The organism is Gemmata obscuriglobus, assembly GCF_008065095.1.
Lineage (GTDB): Bacteria > Planctomycetota > Planctomycetia > Gemmatales > Gemmataceae > Gemmata > Gemmata obscuriglobus.
This window is the reverse complement of the sequence record NZ_CP042911.1, coordinates 6,402,138-6,423,554: the sequence shown is the minus strand read 5'-3', so window position 1 is coordinate 6,423,554 and position 21,417 is coordinate 6,402,138. Positions and strand designations below refer to the sequence as shown.

21 protein-coding genes and 1 pseudogene are annotated in these 21,417 nt (G+C 66.4%); 15 read left to right on the top strand and 7 right to left on the bottom strand.

The features are described from left to right. Positions 1 to 15: 15 nt before the first annotated feature. Complete coding sequence (locus tag GobsT_RS26875) at positions 16 to 1,350, bottom strand: glutamate--cysteine ligase (RefSeq protein WP_010046568.1); 1,335 nt, start codon at positions 1,348 to 1,350, stop codon at positions 16 to 18. Between the two features lie 314 nt (positions 1,351 to 1,664). Here GobsT_RS26875 and GobsT_RS26870 point away from each other — a divergent pair. Next, positions 1,665 to 2,288 (top strand): annotated as a pseudogene (locus GobsT_RS26870) (DUF1559 family PulG-like putative transporter); the annotation flags it as partial. On the opposite strand, the gene GobsT_RS26865 reads toward GobsT_RS26870, so the two are convergent. Further along, the gene (locus GobsT_RS26865) at positions 2,285 to 3,640 is read right to left on the bottom strand and encodes an enolase C-terminal domain-like protein (protein ID WP_010046566.1); all 1,356 of its coding nucleotides are present in this window, start codon (positions 3,638 to 3,640) and stop codon (positions 2,285 to 2,287) included. The pseudogene GobsT_RS26870 and the gene GobsT_RS26865 sit on opposite strands and share 4 nt — an antisense overlap. A gap of 103 nt (positions 3,641 to 3,743) precedes the next feature. Between GobsT_RS26865 and GobsT_RS26860 the strand changes: the two genes are divergently transcribed. Further along, the gene (locus GobsT_RS26860; RefSeq protein ID WP_010046565.1) at positions 3,744 to 4,493 is read left to right on the top strand and encodes a class I SAM-dependent methyltransferase; all 750 of its coding nucleotides are present in this window, start codon (positions 3,744 to 3,746) and stop codon (positions 4,491 to 4,493) included. 40 nt (positions 4,494 to 4,533) lie between these two features. On the opposite strand, the gene GobsT_RS26855 is transcribed toward GobsT_RS26860, so the two are convergent. Next, the gene (locus tag GobsT_RS26855) at positions 4,534 to 5,301 is read right to left on the bottom strand and encodes a PP2C family protein-serine/threonine phosphatase (RefSeq protein ID WP_010046564.1); all 768 of its coding nucleotides are present in this window, start codon (positions 5,299 to 5,301) and stop codon (positions 4,534 to 4,536) included. Positions 5,302 to 5,602: 301 nt separating this feature from the next. On the opposite strand from GobsT_RS26855, the gene GobsT_RS26850 reads away from it, so the two are divergent. Beyond that, a complete protein-coding gene (locus GobsT_RS26850; RefSeq protein WP_010046563.1) occupies positions 5,603 to 6,760 on the top strand; it encodes a glycosyltransferase in 1,158 nt (385 codons plus the stop codon). 61 nt (positions 6,761 to 6,821) lie between these two features. Next, positions 6,822 to 7,184: a PilZ domain-containing protein gene (locus GobsT_RS26845; RefSeq protein WP_148087883.1), complete on the top strand. Its 363-nt coding sequence runs from the start codon at positions 6,822 to 6,824 to the stop codon at positions 7,182 to 7,184. A 182-nt stretch (positions 7,185 to 7,366) separates the two neighbouring features. On the opposite strand, the gene GobsT_RS26840 is transcribed toward GobsT_RS26845, so the two are convergent. After that, positions 7,367 to 8,359: a C-terminal binding protein gene (locus GobsT_RS26840; RefSeq protein WP_010052305.1), complete on the bottom strand. Its 993-nt coding sequence runs from the start codon at positions 8,357 to 8,359 to the stop codon at positions 7,367 to 7,369. Positions 8,360 to 8,471: 112 nt separating this feature from the next. Here GobsT_RS26840 and nusB point away from each other — a divergent pair, with 112 nt between their 5' ends. Continuing rightward, positions 8,472 to 8,918: a transcription antitermination factor NusB gene (gene nusB / locus GobsT_RS26835; protein ID WP_029601349.1), complete on the top strand. Its 447-nt coding sequence runs from the start codon at positions 8,472 to 8,474 to the stop codon at positions 8,916 to 8,918. 101 nt (positions 8,919 to 9,019) lie between these two features. On the opposite strand, the gene GobsT_RS26830 is transcribed toward nusB, so the two are convergent. Continuing rightward, positions 9,020 to 9,349, bottom strand: coding sequence for a YcxB family protein (locus tag GobsT_RS26830; RefSeq protein WP_010052309.1), 330 nt, complete (start codon positions 9,347 to 9,349; stop codon positions 9,020 to 9,022). Between the two features lie 347 nt (positions 9,350 to 9,696). Between GobsT_RS26830 and GobsT_RS26825 the strand changes: the two genes are divergently transcribed. The 5 genes from GobsT_RS26825 (at position 9,697) to GobsT_RS26805 (ending at position 13,160) form a co-directional block, all read left to right on the top strand. Next, positions 9,697 to 10,203, top strand: coding sequence for a hypothetical protein (locus GobsT_RS26825; RefSeq protein WP_010052312.1), 507 nt, complete (start codon positions 9,697 to 9,699; stop codon positions 10,201 to 10,203). Positions 10,204 to 10,348: 145 nt separating this feature from the next. Beyond that, positions 10,349 to 11,233: a PHP domain-containing protein gene (locus GobsT_RS26820; protein ID WP_050790388.1), complete on the top strand. Its 885-nt coding sequence runs from the start codon at positions 10,349 to 10,351 to the stop codon at positions 11,231 to 11,233. A 190-nt stretch (positions 11,234 to 11,423) separates the two neighbouring features. Beyond that, complete coding sequence (locus GobsT_RS26815; protein WP_010051176.1) at positions 11,424 to 12,014, top strand: hypothetical protein; 591 nt, start codon at positions 11,424 to 11,426, stop codon at positions 12,012 to 12,014. Positions 12,015 to 12,147: 133 nt separating this feature from the next. After that, entirely contained in the window at positions 12,148 to 12,555 is a 408-nt protein-coding gene (locus GobsT_RS26810) for a hypothetical protein (RefSeq protein ID WP_010051178.1), read from the top strand. A gap of 200 nt (positions 12,556 to 12,755) precedes the next feature. Next, positions 12,756 to 13,160, top strand: coding sequence for an FHA domain-containing protein (locus GobsT_RS26805; RefSeq protein ID WP_010051179.1), 405 nt, complete (start codon positions 12,756 to 12,758; stop codon positions 13,158 to 13,160). A gap of 80 nt (positions 13,161 to 13,240) precedes the next feature. Here the strand turns inward: GobsT_RS26805 and GobsT_RS26800 are convergent, their stop codons facing one another. Both GobsT_RS26800 and GobsT_RS26795 read right to left on the bottom strand, forming a co-directional pair. Further along, positions 13,241 to 14,320: a M24 family metallopeptidase gene (locus GobsT_RS26800; protein ID WP_029601324.1), complete on the bottom strand. Its 1,080-nt coding sequence runs from the start codon at positions 14,318 to 14,320 to the stop codon at positions 13,241 to 13,243. 96 nt (positions 14,321 to 14,416) lie between these two features. Further along, a complete protein-coding gene (locus tag GobsT_RS26795; protein WP_010034791.1) occupies positions 14,417 to 15,028 on the bottom strand; it encodes a Scramblase family protein in 612 nt (203 codons plus the stop codon). 102 nt (positions 15,029 to 15,130) lie between these two features. On the opposite strand from GobsT_RS26795, the gene ubiE reads away from it, so the two are divergent. The 5 genes from ubiE to GobsT_RS26770 all read left to right on the top strand — a co-directional run bounded on the left by ubiE (position 15,131) and on the right by GobsT_RS26770 (position 20,996). Next, positions 15,131 to 15,874 carry a bifunctional demethylmenaquinone methyltransferase/2-methoxy-6-polyprenyl-1,4-benzoquinol methylase UbiE gene (ubiE, locus tag GobsT_RS26790; protein ID WP_010034792.1) on the top strand — a complete coding sequence of 248 codons (744 nt, stop codon included), beginning with the start codon at positions 15,131 to 15,133 and terminating at the stop codon, positions 15,872 to 15,874. Between the two features lie 113 nt (positions 15,875 to 15,987). After that, complete coding sequence (locus GobsT_RS26785) at positions 15,988 to 17,013, top strand: uroporphyrinogen decarboxylase family protein (RefSeq protein ID WP_010034793.1); 1,026 nt, start codon at positions 15,988 to 15,990, stop codon at positions 17,011 to 17,013. A gap of 97 nt (positions 17,014 to 17,110) precedes the next feature. Next, positions 17,111 to 18,670: a S1C family serine protease gene (locus tag GobsT_RS26780; RefSeq protein WP_109570858.1), complete on the top strand. Its 1,560-nt coding sequence runs from the start codon at positions 17,111 to 17,113 to the stop codon at positions 18,668 to 18,670. Continuing rightward, positions 18,667 to 19,479: a sugar phosphate isomerase/epimerase family protein gene (locus tag GobsT_RS26775; RefSeq protein ID WP_010034800.1), complete on the top strand. Its 813-nt coding sequence runs from the start codon at positions 18,667 to 18,669 to the stop codon at positions 19,477 to 19,479. Before GobsT_RS26780 ends, GobsT_RS26775 begins: the two co-directional genes overlap by 4 nt. 122 nt (positions 19,480 to 19,601) lie before the next feature. Beyond that, the gene (locus GobsT_RS26770; protein ID WP_010034805.1) at positions 19,602 to 20,996 is read left to right on the top strand and encodes a neutral/alkaline non-lysosomal ceramidase N-terminal domain-containing protein; all 1,395 of its coding nucleotides are present in this window, start codon (positions 19,602 to 19,604) and stop codon (positions 20,994 to 20,996) included. Positions 20,997 to 21,417: the final 421 nt, after the last annotated feature.

Sequence of the window (21,417 nt, the reverse complement as noted above, 5' to 3'; positions counted from 1 at the left end):
ACCAGAACGTGCGGCTCACGACAGCAGGCCGGTGTACTCGACGGCTCCAAGCAGTTGAGCGACGTCTCCGCCGCGCGGCCACATTTCCCCAGGCGAACGGCCGGCGTCGAGCAGTTCGCGAACGGGTTCGAGGAACGTCACATCCTCGCCCTGGCGCTTGAGGCCGGTGTCCGCGATCGCGGTCACCTCGTGGCACCAGCGGGCGAGCGGGATGCCGCGGTGCTCGGCACGCATCCCCCGGCGCGCAATGGCTTCCGAAAGCGGGCGCAGCTCTTCCGGCGTGAAGTTTCCGGCCAGATCCGTTGCCGCCGCAAGCGCGGCTGCGTCGTACAGCAGCCCCTTCCACACCGCCGGGACGGCGAGGACAAGCGGGGCCGGGGTCGCGTCGGCGCCGCGCACCTCCATGAAGCGCTTCAGCCGCGCCTCGGTGAACACCGTCGAGAGGTGAACGTCCCAGTCGTGCCGCGTCGGGTGCCGGCCGTCGATGCCCTTGTGCAGGAACTCCCGGAACGTGGCGCCCGGCGCGGGCTTCAGGGACTCGCCGTCCGTGAGTAGCAACAGCGGCACGTCGAGAACGAACTGGACCCAGCGGTCGAACGTGATTTCATCCGCGAGCAGGTCCGTGAGCAGCCCGCTGCGGTCGGGGTCCATGTTGTGCCAGATGTGCCCCCGGAACGACACGAACTCCGTCCGCCGCCCCGCGTACAGCGGCGCGTTGGCGAACAGCGCGTTAACCACCGGTCCGAGTTTGAGCGCGACCGCAAGTTTGCGGCCAGCGTCGGCCTCGCTCTTGTAGTCGAAGGTGACCTGCGTGCTCGCGGTCGCCTTCATCATGTGCAGCCCGTGCGGACAGCGGGTCGGCAGGTACTCGGCCATCAGCCGGTGCCGGGGGCGCGGGTTCAGCGGGATGTCCTCCACCGCGCTGAACGGCGTCACCCCCGCCGCGACCCACGCGACCTTCGCCGGGTCGGTCACGGCCCGCAACTCGTGCAGGTGCGTTTCGAACTCGGCCCGCAGTTCGGACAGACGCGCCGTCGGGGCGGTCGAGAGTTCGAGTTGCCCGCCGGGTTCGACGGAAACCGTGGACCGGCCGCGGGTCAGCGTCGTGAGCCGTCCCGCTTCGGTGTGCGGTTCCCAGGCGAAATGCGTGGCGAGGGCGTGGAGCACCCCCTCAATGCCCGCGTCGAAACCAATTTGCTGTCCCGTTCCGCGATCGAGGGCGAACTTCTCGAACTCCGCACCGACGCGCCACGCCGGTGTCGGTTTGGAACCCTCGTGGAAGTACTCAACGAGGTCGCGCTCAGTGACGGGCGTGTCGTCGACGCCGGTCCCTGGCAAATGGGTGCTCATGTTAGGCGTCCGACTCCTGGGGGCCGAGAGGAATGCCCCGCTCGATGGCTTACCAAGTCGATGAACGAACTTCAACCCGCGACGCGCCCTGAACCTTAGCTCCGAATTTGCTTGGAATTTCCACTGACGGGCGCCAGTATGGGGTTCGTTCTCTCCCCATAACTACCGGGGGATCTCCCGTGCTCTCACGGCGCCAGTTCGTCACGCTCTCCGTCGCCGGAACGGTCGGCGCTGGTCTGTGTGCCCTTGGATACGGCATTCAGAGGGTGCGCAACGCCGCGCGAAACATGGCAGACCTTTGAAACCTCAAGCAACTCGGGTTGGCGGTCGCCAACTACGCCGAGACGAACGGGCGCCTGCCGCCGGCCTACGTCGTCGGGCCGGACGGCAAGCCGTGGCACAGTTGGCGCACCCTGATCCTGCCTTACATTGAGCAGGAGCCACTCTTCAAAGCGTATCGGTTTGATGAACCGTGGAACGGTCCGAACAACTGCCTGCTCGCGCCCCGAATGCCGAAGCTTTTCGCGTTTCACGGCACGGAGCCGCTCGGCACAACGACCAACTATCTCGCGGTGGTCGGGCCGGACACGATGTGGCCCGGGGCCAGTGCGCGGAAGTTCGATGAGGTGACCGACGGCGCCAGTTCCACCATCCTGATCGTCGAGAACAACGGCCTGGGCGTTCACTGGATGGAGCCCCGCGATCTCGCGTTCGACACAATGGACTTCCGGCTCGATAGCCCGAACGGCATCAGCAGTTGGTACAAGCACCCGGCGGTCGTGACCGCGGACGACGCGGTTCACCGCCTGTTGAATGACGTGACGCCCGACGCGCTGCGGGCGTCGCTGACCGTCGCCGGCGGTGAGCGTTTGACCGATGCGGAGCGTGGGTGGGAGGTGCTACCCGACGGCCGCGACCGCGAGCGGAAGGAGCCCTAACTCACCGCGCCGAGGCCCACGCCGTTCAGAAGCGCGGTGTTCATGCTGCCGCCGGTGATGGTAAACACGCCCGGGAACTTCGCATCCCAGGCGACGTTCGCTGTGGGGCAGTACTGGCGGCCGTTCGATTCGATCGCGGCCACCCCGGGAATGTGGGCCGCGAGGCCCGCGGAGTGGATCAGCGACGCCCCCACACACGTTAAATCCTGCACGCACCGGAACAGGCCGTACTTTTGCGCCGCAGCGGCGAGCAGCAGCGTTTGCGTTTGACCCTTGCACGCCTTGAACGCGACGCCGGTGTAGCCCATCTCCATCGACAGTTTCAGCGATTCCAGATCGAGCAGCGATTCGTCGATCACCACCGGCTTGAGCTTCGCCGCGGCGTGCATCTTGTTCTCGGGGTGCGCGTTCAGGTCCCGCGCGGTCGGTTGCTCGACGTACTGCACGCGGTCATAGCCGGCCGGGGTGCGCTCCCGGAGCTTCTGAAGGAACTCGATCAGGTATCCGACGTTCTGGCACCGCTCGTTGAAGTCGAGTGAGTACCACCACGTCGTCACGCCCCGCGCGCGTTGCGCGTCTTCGGCGACGGCGTTGATGCGAACGCAGCGCTCCACGTCCCATCCAAGGTCGTCGCCGTTGAGCTTGATCTTGAGGTGCGTGAGGCCGTCCCGCGTGATCCACTCGGCGAGGTGTTCCGGCAACCCGTCGCCGACGGGCTGTGTGACGTCTTCCGGGGTGATCGGGTCGAGCGCGCCGACCAGGTGGTACAGCGGCATTGAAGGCTTCGGCTCGTGCGTGATGAAGTCGTCGAGGTGCAACCCGTTGAACTCCGCGCCGAGGTAGTGGCCCAGGTCGTCGGGCAGGAACTCGCGCGTGTACGTGCGGAAGCAGTTGAGGCCGTGAAGTTTGCCGTAGGCGTCGTGGAGGGCGGCGTCGAACGCCGACGCGACCACTAGAACCGCCAGTTTCGGGACCGGGTCGCTCGGCCGGTGGATGGCGGTGAAGTCGTTACCGGCGAGGAGCAGTTCCGGTTCGAGCTGGTGCGTGATGTCGATCGGGTGTCCGCTCAGCCCGCACAGCCGGTAGCCGTCGGCGATTCGCGACGCGAGGAACCGCATCGCGCCGAGCGTCTGATCGTAGGTGAGCAGGCGCGACGGGTACGCCCACACGTTGCCCAGTGGCATCGACCCGAACCCGGTCGCGGCCTTGCCCGCGGCACTTTCAACGGTCATTCGCACGTTCAGGAGCGTCACGCGGCCGAGCGCCACCCCGCCGAACTTGATCGGCGTGCGGTACCGGAAGTCCTCGTACTCGAAGTACAAGTCGCGGACGCGGATGTCGGTGGTACGCATCGGTGTTCCGTGTTCGGTGGGGCACAGGTGGCGAATGCGGGGTACGAATAATACCACCCCGTGCGTACCACTAACACGAAACACTGCACACGGAATACCGGACATGATTCCCGACTGGCAACTGCCCCCCGGCGTCGATCGCGGGCTGTGGGACTACCTGCACGCCGCCGAGATGGTCGCGACCTACGACGACCAGATGCACACGTCCCCGCTCGCGACCGCGGACGTGGCGTTCTGCGAGCGCGCGTTCCCGGCGCCCGGCCGGCTCCTCGATCTGGGGTGCGGCACCGGGCGGCTGTGCGTTCATTTTGCGCGAAAGGGGTTCGACTGTGTCGGCGTCGATCTGTCGGAGGAGATGCTAGCGAAGGCCCGCGCGAACGCGGCATCGGTGGAGGGGAAGACGGAATGGCTCCGGGCGAACCTCGTGGAGCCGCTCGCGTTCCCGGCTGCTTCGTTCGATTATGCGGCGTGCCTGTTCAGCACCCTTGGAATGGTGCGCGGGACCGAGAACCGGGCGAAGGTTGTCGCTAACGCGTTTCGGGCGCTCAAGCCCGGCGGGGTGTTTGTGCTCCACGCGCACAACCGGTTCTTCCGCGGGCTCGGTTGGAAACGTGTGCTCCGCCAGCGCTGGGGCACGTTGTTCGGAGGCCCGACCGTAGGCGACATCGAGATGTCTCAGGCTTACGGCGGCGCTCCGCTGACGCTGCACCACTTCACCCGAGATGAAGCACAACGGGTGCTGACGGCCGCCGGATTCACCGTGAAGGAAACGGCCTCGTTCGGTATCGACGGCCAACCGGCAGCCGGCGGGAACGTGTACGGTTGGCTGATGCTCGCGGAACGGCCCGTTTGAGGTCCGGTCCGCAAGGAAGCTATTTTACTGCGCTTACGGTTTACGCTTCCGCGACATCGATCACGACGCACGACACGTTGTCGCGGGAGTTCTGATCGAGTGCGAGTTGGCCGAGCCCTTCGGCGCACTGCTGCATGTCGGTCGCGTTGGTGATGTACGCCGCCAGGTCTTCGTCCGACACGACCCCGGTCAGCCCGTCGGTGCAGAGCAAGAGCCGATCGCCGGCTTGCAGTTGCACCACCGCAACGTCCGGCCCCTCGCCCACCTCCTTGCTGCCGAGGTACTTCCAAAGCACGTTGCGGAACCGGTGGTCCTTGGCCTCGGCCGGGCTGATGGTCCGCGCCTCCACCAGCGCCTGCGCCAGCGAGTGGTCGACGGTCAGTTGCGTGATCCGCCGGTTGCGGACCAGGTAGCACCGGCTGTCGCCGACGCCCGCAACGAACAGCTCGTGGTCCTTCCCCTTTTCCTTGCGCCAGACCGCCATCACGACGGTGGTGCCCATGTTCTTCATGTCCTTGTCGAGGGCGCCCATCGCCATGATTTCTTCGTTCGCCTGCACGATGGCGCGGCGGACGGTGCTCTTGACCCCTTCGGGGTTCAGGTGTTGGGTCACGTTCTTGCGCAGCTCGCGGGGGATGATGTCCACCGCCTTGCGGCTCGCGATCTCGCCGGCCGCTTGACCGCCCATCCCGTCCGCGACGATGTTCACGATCAGGTCCGGGAACACCTTCACGTCGACGCAGTCTTCGTTATTTTCGCGGTAGTTGCCCAGCAGGCTGCACTTGCCGATGTTGAGCGTGAACGCCATCTGATTCCCCCGACAAGGCGGCTGAACCGTCTCTGAGAAACGCGCCGGTCGCGTTCGGCCGTGCGAGGCGACCGAACACGCGGCGGGTGTTGCAATTCAGCTTACAACGCAATTTCCCGGCACGCAACGCGGCCGGACCGAATCGAGCAACCGGCTCCGGTACACAACCCGCGAAGTGTGAACCGTTTCCGCCTTTTGCGACACGCCTTCGCGCGGCTCCCGCGGTACGGTAGACTTCCGCCCGCGAGACTCTTTCAAACGCGAACCCGGTCGGCCCGGGACATTTCCGAAGGGAAACGGCATGGACGCCGGGCGACCCGAGCGTGTGGTTCTGGTTCACGACTGGCTCACCGGCACACGGGGCGGTGAGAAGTGCCTCGAACCGCTTTGCCGGCGCTGGCCGGACGCGAGGCTTCTGACCCTGATCCACAAAAAGGGTACGGTGCCGGCCGCGGTGGAAGCCGCGCGCATTCATCCGAGCTTCCTCAACGCCCTGCCGAAGGTGGAGCGGTACTACCGCTACCTGCTCCCACTGATGCCGTTCGCGGCGGGCTGGGGCGTCACCGATGCCGACCTTGTGGTGAGCTTGTCGCACGCGGTGGCGAAGTCGGCAAAGCCTCCCAAGGGCGTCCCGCACGTGTGCTACTGCTTCACCCCGATGCGGTACGCCTGGCACATGAAGGATGCGTACTTCCGCCCGCACGGCTTCATTGGCAAATGGAAGGCCAGAGCCGTGGACACGCTGCTAGGCCGTATCCGCGAGTGGGACCGCCGGACCGCCGACCGGGTAACGCATTTCGTGGCGATCAGCAACACCGTGCGCGACCGCATCCGCGACTGTTACGGCCGCGACGCCGATGTCATCTACCCGCCGGTCGATACGGAGTTTTACACCCCCGCTCCGGTGCCCCGCGAGGACTTCTACCTCGTGGTGTCGGCGCTGGCGCCGTACAAGCGGTTCGATCTGGCGATCGAAGCGTGCGAGAAGCTGGGCAAGAAGCTCGTGGTGATCGGCAGCGGCCAGCACCTCGCGAAGCTCAAAGCGAGCGCCGGGCCGCACGTGCAGTTCCTCGGCTGGCAGCCCGACGAGGTCATCCGCGACCACCTGCGGCGGGCCAAAGCCCTGTTGTTTCCCGGCGAGGAGGACTTCGGGATCGTGCCGCTCGAGGCGCAGGCGTGCGGGTGCCCGGTGATCGGGTTCGCGCGGGGGGGGCTGACAGAAACGGTCCGGCCGCTCGGGGCCGCGGCCGAGCCGACGGGAGTGTTCTTTTCAGAGCAAAACTGCGATTCCGTGTGCGAGGCGGTCGAACGCTTCGATAATTCAAGCGACCATTTCGACCCCCGGGCGGCCCGGCGCCAGGCGGTGCTTTTCCGGAAAGAGCGATTCGAGGCCGAACTGTTCACGTACCTCGACACCGTCCTGTACGGACGGCCTGTGGAACCGCGCAAAGCCGCGTGATCGGCACTGGTCCCCGGCCGGGCGCGGGCGAATAATGTGGGCTACCTCCACGAGACGCACCATGAGCGCCCCAGCACCCGTAGCCGAAGTTCAAACCGCATCCACCGAGCGGCGGGCCGCGCCGCGCCGGCAGCCCGCGATGGGAACGGTGCTGCGGCTCGACGCGCCCGACGGCGGCCCGTCATCGGTCGCCCTCGTGTGGAACATCTCGACGACCGGCATCAGCATGTTGCTCCACGCCCCGCGGCCGGCCGGCAGCGAACTGGCCGGTTACCTGGAACCGATGCTCGACGAGGCGACGCTGCGGGTGCGGATGAAGGTGGTTCACGTGAAACTGCTCGACACCGGCGACTACTTCGTCGGCGCACACTTCGACCGCCCGCTCACGACTGAGGAACTGAAGCCGTTCGTCGCGGACGCGTAGCAGAAGACGAAGACAAAGAGGATTGGCCACAAAAAAGCACAAAGGGCACAAAAGAGAACCAAGAACGAAGACAAGAGAAGTGTTTTTGAACTCACTCTTCTGTCTTCGGTTTTGGTTTCCTTTTGTGCCCTTTGTGCTTTTTTGTGGCCAATCCTCTCGCCGCCTTTTGCGGCCGTTTCTCGCTAGTTCACGATGTTCCGGAGCGGCTCGCCCAGCAGCGCGCGGCGGCACGCCTGTGCGCCCTTCACGCGCATGTCGAGCAGCCCCTCTTCGGAGTAGAAGGCCGAGTGCGGGTTCAGGATCACCCGGTCGTGGCACGGGTCGTTCGGGTCGCGCCAGGCGACCAGCAGCGGGTGGTCCTCGGGAGGCGGCTCGAACGGCAGCACGTCGATCCCGGCGCCGCGGAGCTTCCCGGACCGGATCGCGGCCGGGATCGCGGTCACGTCGACGACCGCGCCGCGGGCGGTGTTCACCAGGTACGCCCCGTCCGGCATCAGGCCGATGGCGCGGGCGTCCACGATGTGCCGCGTCTCGCTCGTCAGCGGGCAGTGGGGACTCAGGACGAAGGACTGCGCGAACAGGTCGTCGAGCTTCTCCACCCGGCGGATGCCGTTGGCCTTGTCGTACCCATCCGGCTTGTACGGGTCGTAGAACGCCACGTCCATACCGAGGGCCTTCGCCCGCAGGGCCGCCGCGGTGCCGATGCACCCGAGCCCGATCACGCCGAACGTGCGCCCGCGCAGCCGGTGCAGCGGGGCCACGTCCATGAACGCCCAGGCGCCGCGCCGCTGCTGCAACCGCACGTTGAAGAAGTTGATGCCGCGGGTGAGGGCGAGCATCAGCCCGATGGCCGAGTCCGCCACCTCCTCGGCGCCGTAGTCCGGCACGTTCCCGACCGGGATGCCCTGCGCCCGCGCCGCCCGGTGGTCCACGTTGTCGAACCCGACCCCGCACCGCACGATCAGCTTGCACTGCTGGAGGCGGGAGATGGTGGCCGCGGTGATGGCGATGTTGTGGTACAGCATCACCGCGTCGGCGCTCTCGATGTGGCCGACGAGGTCGGCCTCGGCGGTCGCGTTGAGCGCGACTACGTCGGCGATATCGCCGAGGATCTCGCGCTCGGGCTGGAGGGCGTCGGCCAGGAAGTCGGCGACCACGACACGAAAGCGGGGCATGATGGACGAGCCTCGAAGAGGGGCCGTAGGGGGAGGATGAATGCGTTCTATATTCGCGCGCGGCGGAAAGCTACTAGCATGTCTGTAGCCCCTAAACTGAGACACCGAGCACATGGCCCGACGTTCCCGCGCCCGAGAAGTGGTTCTGCAACTGCTGTTTCAGTGGGACCAGAACCCGACCAAGGTGCCGCGCAAAGCGATCCAGCAGTTCGCCCGCGACCGACTACTCGGCGACGCGGAAATGAGCACCTACGCGCTGTCGCTCTACGACGGCGTGGCCGGGCGCAAGGACGCGATCGACGAGGCGCTGAAAAGCGCCGCCACGAACTGGCGGCTCACGCGCATGACGCCGGTGGACCGGAACGTGCTGCGGCTCGGCGCCTTCGAACTGCTGTTCGACGCAGCCCCGCAGCCGCTGGAGGTGGTCATCAACGAGGCGATCGAACTGGCGAAGCGGTTCGGCTCCGAGGATTCGCCGGCGTTCGTGAACGGCGTTCTGGACCGTGTCGGCAAGATGCGCGACGAGCGCAAGGCTGGCGCCGGTTCCGGCGCGTCCTGATTTACGACCCGGTTGCGGATGCTTGCTGCTTACTGTTGCGGTCCAAGCTAGAGCCGCTGGGCCACAACGGCCGCCTCTGAATTGAGTTACGCGAGAAGACCTTACAGCCGACAGGTTCCAACCTTCTCAGCTACCAATACTCGGAATTCCTCCCACTGATCGCCGAAGGCGGTCACGGGGAAGAGGTGAAATTGGTTCTGATTGGTGTTCAAGTAAACCTGTCCCGCGAGCTGCCCGACACGGACAACGTGCGACCACGCGCTGAAGGCGGCGCAGGTCTCGCCGGTGGCCTGAATCTCGCCCTCGGTGAACGTGTACTGCCGTTGCTCCCGCAACTCCACCGCGGTGTTCCACCGCCGCACCGCCGCGCGGTACGTACCAACAGCGATAATAACCAGCATGACCGCGATTGTGAACGCGGCGGCAAACACGAAGCCGTACTGGTTTGCGCCGGCCCCCCCGGGGAAACTGCGATGAGCAGTAAACGGTGTACAGGATAACGGCGAGCCAGCTCTCACAGATCAAGAGCACCATGCGGTTAAGGGGAACCGCATGGTGAAACGCACAAATTCGCCTCGGGTTGGCGTGAATGTTACGACGATCGGTGCGTGCGGTTCCGTTTCGGAGGGCATTGCTGATGTCCCAAGATTGTTTGTCACAGCGTTTTTCGATTAAAACTGCGCAACTCGCTTAAAGCACCGGCCACCACAGTGTTCTAGGAACCTAGTCCCGGACTCGGCGCGCCCGCGCCCGCCGGCGAACTGCACGTAGGTGACCTATGGACCCGGCCGCCGGACTCGTTGCTCTGTTGTGTGTGATGGGGGTGATGGTGCCCGTCGCGCTGTGGATCGGGAGCGTGATCCTGCGGGCTGCGATCGGCTTGACCAACAAGGTCGTGGGCGGTTCGACCCCGGACCTCACCTATTACGACGAACCGGAGGGGTATCGGCGGTACCGCCAAGACCCGTCCGAGCTGGCTATCCCGATGCCGTCAACCGGTAAGGCGATGGGGATCTTGCTGGTGGTCGGGTTGGTCGATTTCGTGGTTCGGGCCGCGATCATGATGGCGGCGGCGCTCAACGGCGGGGACGGCAGCATGGCGGCGCTGATCGCTCTCCCGGTCAGTCTGGTGGTTCAAGTCACGATGCTGTCTTCGCTCCTGCCCACCACCCTCGGCCGGGCCGTGGTTGTGCTGGTGTTCCAGTTCGTGATCGTGATGCTGATCGCTGCGGTACTTGGCGCGGCTGTTGTGGCGTTCGCGGTCGGGATGGCCGGGTCGCGGTAGGTACGTTTCGTAGTGTGATTAAGGGTGTAGCGGCCGGGTTCTCGCCGCCGCGTCGGGCGCGCCCGACGCGGCGGCGAGAACCCGGCCGCAGCTTACCGTCCCCTTGTCACCGCCGCTCCTCGCGGCAACAGGCCGATCGAGCACCATGCCGCGCGCGTCCGCTTACACCACTGCCGCGAGCCGGCTCGCGCACCTGGCTGCTCCGGCCCGTGCGGATCTGCATACCCACACGGTCGCAAGTGACGGCGATTACACCCCGTCGCAGGTCGTTGCTCTCGCACGCCAGGCCCGGCTCGCCGCTGTCGCGATCACCGACCACGACACGCTCGCCGGAGTTCCCGAGGCCCAGCACGCGGCCGCCGGAGCGATCGAAGTCGTCCCGGGGGTTGAAATTAGCACGTCGTTCGCCGGCCGGGAACTCCACTTGCTCGGGTACTTCGTGCGCCCCGACCACCCGGAGCTGGGGGCCGCGCTTGCGCGGGTTCGTGAGGGGCGCCGCGAACGCTTTCGCGCCTTGGTCGCTCTGGTCCAGGCGCGCGGGGCGAGCATCCCGGACGACCGCGCCCGGCTCACCGAAACTGCTGCCGACAGCCTCGGCCGGCGCCACGTTGCGGATCTGGTGATCGTAGCGGGAGCGGCGCGGACTCGTAACGAGGCGCTCCAGCGGTTCGTTCATCCCGTCCTCAAACAGGCGCCGCCGAAAGTGCTGCTCCCGATCGAGGAAGCTGTTGCGCTGGTTCACGCGGCCGGCGGGGTTGCATCGCTTGCGCACCCGCCGGAAGGCCTGACCGACGAACAGGTCGTGGCCCTCAAGGGCCACGGGCTCGACGCACTCGAGGCCGTCTACCCGTGGGCGCGCCGCGCTCCCGAAGTGCGGTTCCGCGCGACCGCTGCCGCACACGGTTTGGCGGTGAGCGGTGGGAGCGACTGCCACGGCCCCGACCCTGCGCACCGGCGGGTCGGAGCGTGTGCGATCACGGCCGCCGAGTTCGCCGCGCTGCGCGGCCGTGCGGGATGCGCCGCCCACTGACACAGCGCCCTGTTCCGCAAACCGTTCGGGATGTTCCCGTCGCGCCGCCGCGGGCGCGATTTTCCGCTCCGCGATGGACACTCTTTCGTTGGCGTGGTTCGGGTCCGCGCGGGATGTTTGCTCGTGCCCGCGGCTACGGACGGGGACGGGCCTCGGCCCGCGGCGGGCCGCACCGCAAGGATTCGCGCCGATGAGACGCCTTTCGACCGCCGCCCTGTTGGCGGTGCCGTTGCTGTTCCTGGTTACCCCGCAGACGGGTAGCGCCAACCCGCCCTACAACGGGTTCGGTTGCGGCGACCACTGCCTCGGGATGTTCCGGAAGATCCACCAGCACGGCCCGCTGTTCAACTACGGCCCGTACTACGGCTACTACCCGTTCGCGCCGTACGGTCCCTGGGACCAGTACCTGCGCTACGATCCGAACTTCTACGGCGAGTCGGGAATGTACGGCCGTGGGCCGGGGCCGTTCGGCCGGTACGGACAGCTCCATTTGGGCGGGCACAAGAGCGGGTGCTCGTCGTGCGGGTTTTGGCACGCGTCGTGGTTGCAGGGCGGCTGGTTCAAGGGACACACGTGGCTGTCCGGCAGCCGTCACGGGCACACGGCCCCGGCGTGCTCGTCGTGCGGCGGGGTTGCGAGTGCCGCGCCCGCCCAGCACACCGGTGACGCACTGACCCGCTACTCCGGGTTCGGCTCCGCGGCCCAATCGGCCGTGTTCTACGGCTCGACCCCGACCTTGAACCCGGTGCTCGACCTGATCCCCGTGTCCGGCACGAAGTAACTCCGTACACCTCCGATCGCGTTTGACGCGATCGGTTCACCCCGAGCGCACGGCAAACGTGCGTGAGGGAGGTTAATGTTCGCCCGGTGCTACTCAGGAAGCTGCACGATTCCCCAAGGAAAGGACCTTTGCGATGAAACTGCTCCGTTCGTTCACGATCGCCGCGAGCGTCGCGCTTGCGCTGGCTGCTACCGCGAACCTGGCCCCCGCGGGCGACAAGCCGTGCCACGGCTGCGGCCACACCGGTCTGGCTCGGTTTAGTGGTCTGGGCGGCGGTCTGGGCGGTGTGCCCCCGCGGACGGTGTTCGGCGGTGGCGGCCACAAGAACCTGCCCGTGTTCCAGGCCGCTCCCTGGTACAACTACTGGCCCTACGACGCGCACTTCCTGACCCCGGCCCCGGTTGGTGGCGCGTTCTACGGCCCGCCGGCGACTGGCAACTTCCCGGTGAACCCGTACTTCCCCGCGGCCGGCTACGGCCCGTCGGGCTACGGGTTCGCCCCCGCTGCGCCGGCGCTGCCCCAGGCGATGCCGGGCAAGTAACGCGCTGACCGTTGACCCTCTCACGGCCGCCGCTCGCTCCGGATGTCCGGAGCGAGCGGCGGTTCGTCTTTGTCCAAACGGGAGAACCGCGTGCGGGGACTGGCGTTTGGGCTCGAAGTGATTTAGGATGCATTGGTTCGGGCGCGGTCTTCGCCGTGCATTTGTCCGTATTTCTTAATCATTTCTCAGTGAGACGGGCCATGACGAAGGGCCAGCTCGGTGAACTCGTTCCGGTGGGCGGTGGCGATTCGATTCCGCTCGTCAGTGAGGTCATGACCATCGGTCGGCGCGAATCGTGCGACATCTGCCTGAAATTCCAGAACATTTCCGGCACGCACTGTGAACTGTCCCTCCGCGATGGCGTGTGGTTCCTCCGCGACCTGAACAGCACCAACGGGGTGAAAGTGAACGGGGCTCGCACGCTGCGCGCGCCGCTGCGCCCGGGGACTGAGATCGACATTGCGAAGCACAAGTACGTGATCCAATACGAACTCGGTCCCGACGTGAAACTGGACGACGTGTTCGCGGAAGAGGAGGGGAACGTGTTCGGCCAGTCGCTTCTGGAGAAGGCCGGTCTTCAAAGGCCGAAGAACGATCGGAGGTAGCTCGTTTAGAAGTCGTAAAGTCAAATGGCAGGTGGTTTTGCCTTTCGACTTTACGACTTTCGACCGGGCGACTGTACGACTCAAGAGAGAGCGATCCGGTGGTTGCTGAGTTGTTCGGCGCCTTGTTCCGTCACCAAATAATTGTGCTCGATCCGCAACCCGCCGATTCCGTCGACGTACAGCCCGGGTTCGAGCGTCACTACGTCGCCGGCGATTAGCGTTTCGGTCGAGTGGCGCACGATGAACGGCGGTTCCGGGTGTGAAATGCCCAACCCGTGCCCGCCGTGGGTGGTGAAGAACTCCGCCATCCCCGCCGCCGCGAAAACGGCCCGTATGGCGTCGTACACGTGCTGGCACGTCACGCCGGCCTTCAGTTCCTTTGCTCCGGCCGCGATTGCCGCCAGGCTCAGATCCATCAATCGCTGCTGGTCGGCAGTTGGTTTACAGCCCACGCAGATCGTATTGGTAAAGTCGCTCCGGTACCCCTGGGCGATGACGGAGTAGTCGAGGATGAACAACTCGCCCGCTTCGAGCACGTGCGGGGTGGGCGGGCCGCCGCGCTTCTTGCTTCCGGGCGAGACGGTGAAGTCGCCGTACACGGTCGTGAACTGCCCGAGCGACGCGTATGCCGCTGCGGCAACTCCCGCGTATGCCGCCAGTTCGGTCATGCCGGGTTTAATGTTGGCGAGCCCCCAGGCGTGCCCGGCGTCGGACGCCTTCATGCACGTCTTGAGCAGTTCGACCTCGTCCGGGTCCTTCGCCCGCCGCAGTTCGGAGATGAGCGTAATGACCTGCGGCCCGATTGGGTCGGCGATGCTGTCGTGGATGCGTCCGCCGTTCGCCTCCAGCGCGGGCCGCAGGACCAACCGCCGCGGGGCCAGTTCGGGCTCCTGGCCGGTGTACCACGGGAGCTTTTCGACCGCGTCCGCGTGCGCCTTTGCAACCCCGCCCGGCAGTTTGGCGTCGTGGTAAAGGGTGGCGTGCCCGTCCGGGCGGATCACCAGCAGCCCACCGAAGTCGGCGCTGGAGCTGATCGCGTCCACGTAAAAGTTTGCGAAGTACCGCAGGTGCAGCGGGTCCGCGAGGACGACCGGGTGGGACGGTTTGAGCCGGTCGAGAAATCGCTGCCGTCGCGCCCGGCAACCTTCCGCGGTGAGCATGAGACACCTGTTTTGTAGGGTGGGACAAGGCCCACGGGCCGGGCGAGGACCGCGCGGGGCCTTGTCCCACCCTACAAAACGCGGCCCCGGCCGGCGCTACTCGTCGTCGCTGTCGCCGCCGGCCGCGGCCCCGCCGCCGGTGCTCATGAGCGAGTCGATGGCCACGGCGGCGCCGAGGATCAGCATCTTCGCCTTCGGGTCGTCCTCGAAAGCCGGCTCGATCTGCACCGCGTACGTGTCGGCGGAGGTGAACAGCTCCTTGGCCATCCCGGCCCACTTCTTCGACACCTTGCCCATCTCGGTCTTGCCGTCCGGCTGGAAGAACGTGTACTCGGACTTCAGCATTTTGCCGCGGATATCTGCGACGTGTTTGCCGGCCCCGTCGTACACGTGGAACCCGCCCGCGAGGCTGAACCGCTTGGCCTTGTACAACCCGATCACCGTTCCCTGCGCGTCCAGCACCTCGACCTTCTTGAAAATCGTCCCGCCCCGGCGCACGGTGAACACCAGGGAGTCGTCCGGCTTTTCGCGGAACTCGATCTTCGTGGCGGGCGGCCCGAGTACCATGCCCACGAGCTTCGCCAGCGCCGTGGTCGATTGCTCTGCCGTTCCGACCAGCTTGCCGCTCTCGTCGAGGATCTCGAACGAGGCGCGGGACGAAAGCAGCTTCGCCTTCTGTTTGACGATGAGCGTGTTCAGTTCGAGCACAGGGCGGTCCTCGGGGCGGGAATAGAGTTAACACGCGGGCCGGACACCGGTTGAGGTTATACACCAGCGCACTAGCGGCCACCAGTTATTCGGGACTATTCCGTGCCTTCACAACTGCTCGACAAGCGTGAGGTTCGCATCCGCCGGATGTTCGACCAGATCGCGCACTCCTACGACCTCCTGAACCACCTGCTGAGCCTGAACATTGACCGCGCGTGGCGGAACAAGACGGCGAAGCTCGTTCCGGCCGGGCCGCCGGAGCAGGGGCCGATCCTGGACCTGTGCACGGGCACGGGCGATCTCGCGTTCACCTACGACCGCGTCACGAAGGGCGCCGTGCCGGTGGTCGGCGCGGACTTCTCGCGCGAAATGCTGACGCGGGCGGCGAAAAAGGCCGCCGCGGCGGGCGCCGGCGAGCGGGTGCGGTTCGTGGAGGCGGACGCGCAGGCCTTACCGTTCGCGGACGGCGCCTTTCAGCTCGTGACCAACGCGTTCGGGCTGCGGAACATCACCGACACCGACAAGGGACTGGCGGAAATGGTCCGCGTCACGCGGCCGGGCGGCCGGGTGGCGGTTCTGGAGTTCTCGAAGCCGCGCAACCCGCTCCTGGGTCGGCTTTACAACGCGTACTTCCGGTATTTGCTCCCCTTGCTCGGTCAGTTCATTTCGGGGAGCCGCGAGAACGCGTACCGTTATTTGCCCGCGAGCGTGCTTAAGTTCCCCGACTACGACGCTCTCGCGGAGAAGATGCGGGCCGCCGGGCTCACCGAAGTCCGGTACGAACCGTTCACGTTCGGTGTGGCGACTCTGTATGTTGGTGTGAAGCCGGGTGCGCCCGGCGCCTAGATGCCCTCCCTACCCCTTCTCGCTTTCGGGAGGGGGAAAGACGGAAGACCGCACCTTCCCCATCAACCTTCTTTTTATTGGAAGGGACCGGGCGGGTGGGTCTGTGAGCCACCATGCCCGACGCATTCCACGACAAGCACCTTCTGATCCGTGCGGCCCGCGGCGAGCGGGTCGAGCGCGCCCCCGTGTGGGCCATGCGCCAGGCCGGGCGCTGGGACCCCGAGTTCCGCAAGGTGCGGGCCGGGATGTCGTTCTTCGAGTTCTCCGAGAACGTCGAGGCGTCCACCCGCGCGTCGCTGTGCCCGCGGCGGTTCGGCGTGGACGCGATCATCCTCTTCTACGACATCACCACGCTCCCCGTCGCGATGGGGCTGCCGTTCGAGCTGAAGCCCGGCGCCGGCCCGGTGCCGGACCGCCCGGTCCGCACGCTCGGCGACCTGGACCGGCTCGCGCCGAATCCGGCGCCGGAGACATACGCGCACATTCGCCAGTTGCTGAAGCGCGTCAAGGACGAGTTGCATGGCGACCTGCCGGTGCTGGTGTTCGCGGGCGCGCCGTTCACGGTCGCGACGTACTGCATCGGCACCGGGAAGGACGTCGAAGCAACTCGCGCGTTCGTCGCCGACGCGCCCGCCGTGTGGAACGGGCTCCTGGAGCGCCTCACCGGCGCGACCGTGGGGTTCTTGCGCACGCTGATCGGCGACGGGGCCGACGCGTACCAGCTCTTCGACTCGTGGGCCGGCGCCCTGTCGCCCGCCGAGTACGACGCGTGGGCGCAGCCCCAGCACTCCGAAATCCTGGCGGGCGCGACCGGCGTCCCGCGCATCCTCTTCGTGAAGGAAGGCCCGTACCTGGAGCGCATGTGCGCGACCGGCGCGGATGTCATCAGCCTGGGGAGCGTTCACGACTTGGCCGCGGCGCGGCGCGACCACCCGCACCTCGTGTTCCAGGGCAACGTCGATGAGGAGATCCTTCGCGGCGGCACGCCGGAGCAGGTGGCCGACGCGGTCCGCGCGTGCCGCCGTGCCGGCGGCGGGGCGCGCCACATCCTGAACCTCAACCACGGTGTCGATAAGGACACCCCGGTCGCGAACTTCGAGGCTTACGTGCGCGCGGCGAAGGCACCGGCGGAGGCATGAGTTCCGCACCCGGTGGTGTGCCGATATCCGGGCGCGTCGGGGCTTACGTCGCCTGGCTGCCGCGGGTAAAACAGTGATAACTTTCCGGAGGCGGTTCATGCGATACGCCGCTCTCGCGCTCCCGCTGCTTCTCACCGCGTCGGTCGCGCTGACCGGCCAGGAACCGACGAGCGGCGAACTCCTCCGCGCCGTCGAGCGCCAACTCCAGGCGGCCCACGCCGGCGCCGGGCCGAGCGTCGCGTGTGTGGTGGTGTCGCGCAGCGACCAGTACCCGGCGAAGCCCGGCGGTGACACGCCCGGGCGGCTTGGCGGGTTCGACCCCAAGCAGTACCTGAAAGACAACCCGCAGGCGAAGCCCGCGGTCGCGAACGCGCTCGACCTGTCGGACGTGCGGACCATCTCGGACCACGGGTTCGCGTGCGGGGTGGTCGTCGATGAGAAGGGGCTGATCCTCACCCCCTATCACGTCGTGGACGGCGCCACGAAGGTTTACGTCCACCTGCCCGGGCACGCGGGCTCGTACGCCGACATCCACGCGGCCGACGCCCGCACCGACCTCGCAGTGCTCCGGCTCCTCGACCCGCCCCCGGGGCTGAGGGCCATCAAGTTCGCGGACGTGAAGTTACCCACCGATCGCGCGCGGCCGACGGTCGCGCCCGGCAAACTGGCGGTGCTGATGGCGAACGCCTTCGTGCCGGGCGTCCGGCTCAACCGGCCGAGCGCGGCCCTCGGTAGCGTCACGAACGTCCACTCGTCGCTGAACCTGGCGGGCGGCAAAGAGGTCCAGCGCTCCACCAGCTACTACTACTACGGCCCGCTGCTCGAACACGACGCGAAGCTGAACGCGGGCATCAGCGGGGCGGCGCTGCTCAACCTCGACGGCGAACTGATCGGCTTGACCACCACCGCCCCGGTACTGAGCCAGGGCGAGAAGGCCCCGGACTACGCGCTGCCGATGGACGACCGGCTCCAGCGGATCGTCGCGGTGCTGTGCCGCGGCGAGGAGGTCGAGGCTGGCTACCTCGGCGTCCAGATCCCGAACGGTCCCGACGCCCTACCGAATATGGCCCCGAACGGCGTGGCGATCAGTTGGGTGCTGCCGCTCGGCCCGCTCGCCCTCGCGGGCGTCCGCGACCGCGACACCATCACGCACATCAACGGCGCCCGGATACGCCGGTACGAGGAACTGCTGACCCACATCAGCGGCGCCCTGGCGGGCTCGAAGGTGACGATCACAACCGCCCAGGCCGGGGAGGTGACCGTGACGCTCGGCAAGCTCCAGCACGGGCAGCCGTTCATCGCCTCCGCGCGCCCGGCCGCGGTGTTCGGGCTGCGGGTCGATCACGGGAGTATGTTGGCGCAGCTCGCGCAGAACAACGCCAACCCGCAGATCCTCTCGGAAGGTGTGCCGCCCGGGGTGACGATCCAGGAGGTCGCCGCGGACTCGCCCGCGGCGGCGGCGTTCAAGAAGATCGACGACCAGAAGCTCTCCGACGTTTCGAAGCGGTGGCTCATCACGCACGTGAACGGCGCCGCGGTGGCCACGCCGCGCGAGTTCTACGCCGCCGCGAAGGACCAGAAGTCCGTGAAGCTGACGCTGATCGACCCGACCGAGGCGCGGGCGGCCCGCAAGGCGCGCGAGGTGACCCTCCCATGAAGTACGCGATCTGCAACGAGACGTTCGAGGGCTGGGACCACGCCCGGGTGTGCGCCCGCGTCGCGGAGCTGGGGTACACGGGGCTGGAGGTGGCCCCGTTCACGCTCGCGCCGCTCGTCACCGAGGTGAGCGCCGGCCGCCGCACCGAGTTGCGCAGACACGCGGAAGCCGCCGGTGTCCAGATCATCGGGCTGCACTGGCTGCTCGCTAAAACCGAGGGTTTTCACCTCACCTCATCCGATGCGGCGGTGCGCAAGCGGACCGGCGAGTACCTCGCAGAACTCGCCTACGCCGCAGCCGACCTCGGCGGCGACATCCTCGTACTCGGTTCGCCGTTCCAGCGGAACCTGCCCGACGGGATGAGTCACGCACAAGGCGAGGAGTACGCCCTCGACACGCTCCGGCACTGCCTCCCGGCACTGGAACGCAGCCGGGTGTACCTGTGCCTCGAACCGTTAACGCCGGCAGAAACGAACTTCATGACCAGCGCCGCGCAGGGCGTCGCGCTCGCGAAGCAACTCGCGCACCCGTTCGTGAAGCTGCACCTGGACGTGAAAGCGATGTCGGCCGAGGTGGCGCCGCCGCCGGACGTGATCCGGGCGAACCGCGACTGGATGTACCACTTCCACGCGAACGACCCGAACAAGCGCGGCCCCGGGTTCGGCCCCACCGACTTCAAGCCGATCTTCCAGGCGCTGAAGGACGTAGACTACACCGGTTGGGTGTCGGTGGAGGTGTTCGACTACTCCCCCGATCCCGACACGATCGCGCGGGAGAGCATCCGGTACATGCGCGAGTGCGCCGGCTGAGGCGATTTAAGGATACGGTAGCATCGCGCTGCTATTCGGGGCCTTCCTGCCCAGTCCCGTTGTGCCTTCCGTAGAGGCCCTGTCGCTCCTTGTGCTTGCTCTTCTTCGCACGAGAACTATTCATGCGCTTCGCCTGCACTCTCTCCGCGCTCGCCTTGTTCGTTCTCCCCTGTACCGCCGGTGAGTTCAAAGTTGGGTTCGGCGAGACCGACCTGACGCCGGAAGTCGGTGCGGGGAAGAAGTCCGTGTTCCTCGCCGGCTTCGGACAGAACCGCAAGGCCACGACGGTTCACGACCCGATCATGGCGCGGGCGGTCGTGATGGCCGACGGTGACGAGAAGATCGCGTTCGTTTCGGTCGATGTGGTCGGGCTGTTCCTGCCCAGCGTGGAGCGGGTGCGCGAGAAGCTGACCGGGTTCAAGTACGTGCTGGTGTCCGCCACCCACAACCACGAAGGGCCGGACACGCTCGGCCTCTGGGGCGCGTCGCCGGTTCAGAGCGGCGTCGATCCCGATTACCTCAAGCGGGTCGAAGCCGGGTGCGCGGAGGCCGTCAAGGCCGCGGAGAAAGCGCTCGCCGCCGCAACGGTTAAAATCGGCACGGCCGCCGATCCGGCCCTCATCAACGACAACCGCAAGCCGGTCGTGAAGCACGACGAACTGGTGGTGCTCAAGTTTTTCGAGCCGAAGACGGACAAGCCGCTCGGCGTGCTGGTGCAGTGGAACTGCCACCCCGAAGCGCTCGACTCGCGCAACACCGAGGTCACCGCGGACTTCATCTACTACACGGTGAAGCAACTCCGCGAGACACAGAAGTGCCCCGTGGCGTACTTCACGGGCACCGTCGGCGGGCTGATGACGACGCTCAAGCTGCCGGTGAAAGACGAGAAGGGGAAGGAACTCGCCGACGGCACGTTCGAGAAGTCCGAGCGGTACGGGCGGTTGGTCGGCCAGCTTGCGGAAAAGGCGCTCAAAGAGGCCGTGCCGGTCACGCTCACCCCGTTCGACATTCGCACGCGCGAGTTGCTCGTTCCGGTCGAGAACAACATCTACCGGCTCGCGTGGTCGTTCGGAACGCTGAACCGCACGATGTACGCCTGGGATGGCACGCCGACTCCGAAGAAGTTCGTTCCGACGAAGGAAGTGGGGAAGCCGGTCGCGGTGAAAACGGAAGTCGGTTATCTGAAACTCGGCGAACTGGAGGTCGCGGCGATCCCGGGTGAGATTTATCCCGAGTTAGTGCTGAACAAGGTCGAAAACCCGGCCGACCCCGGTGCGGACTTCCCGAACGCGGCGGTCGAGCCCGCAGTCTACAATCAGTTGAAGGGCAAGCACCGGATGCTGATCGGGCTGGCGAACGACGAACTGGGATACTTCATTCCGAAGCGCCAGTGGGACGAGAACGCCCCGTTCTGCTACGGGTTGAAGAAGGCCCAGTACGGCGAGATGAACAGCGTTGGCCCGGAAGCGGCGCCGGTGATTTGTGGCGCGTTCAAGGAACTCGCGAAGGGGAAGTGACGGAGGGGAAGGGCGGTTTGCTTCCTGCGTCGGAAGGCTCGTGCTTTTGACGAGCCGGAGGCGTGGAACGGAGCGAGTGCGGGCGACAAATACGCACTTTCACGGGTGAACCCGCCCACCGCACCTGCGCACAGAGGCGACTTCTTAACTTCTGTTGACACTCATGGCGTGATCGCTATTTTCTCGTTCCCAAACGAGGTTAGCGAAATGAACTCCCGAAAAGCTCAGATGGGTTTGGCCGCTTTTCTGCTGCTCGCTTGTTCCGGGTGTGCGTCCACGAAAAGGGAGGCGACGGGCAATCGTAGCTGGCTGGGCTACCTTCGATATGGTTCTGAAGACACGCCGGATGAGGCTGCGGCGAATGCGACGATGTGCCGTGAAGTTTGGTTCGGAGAGGGTGCCATGCTCCCTGAATCGCAAG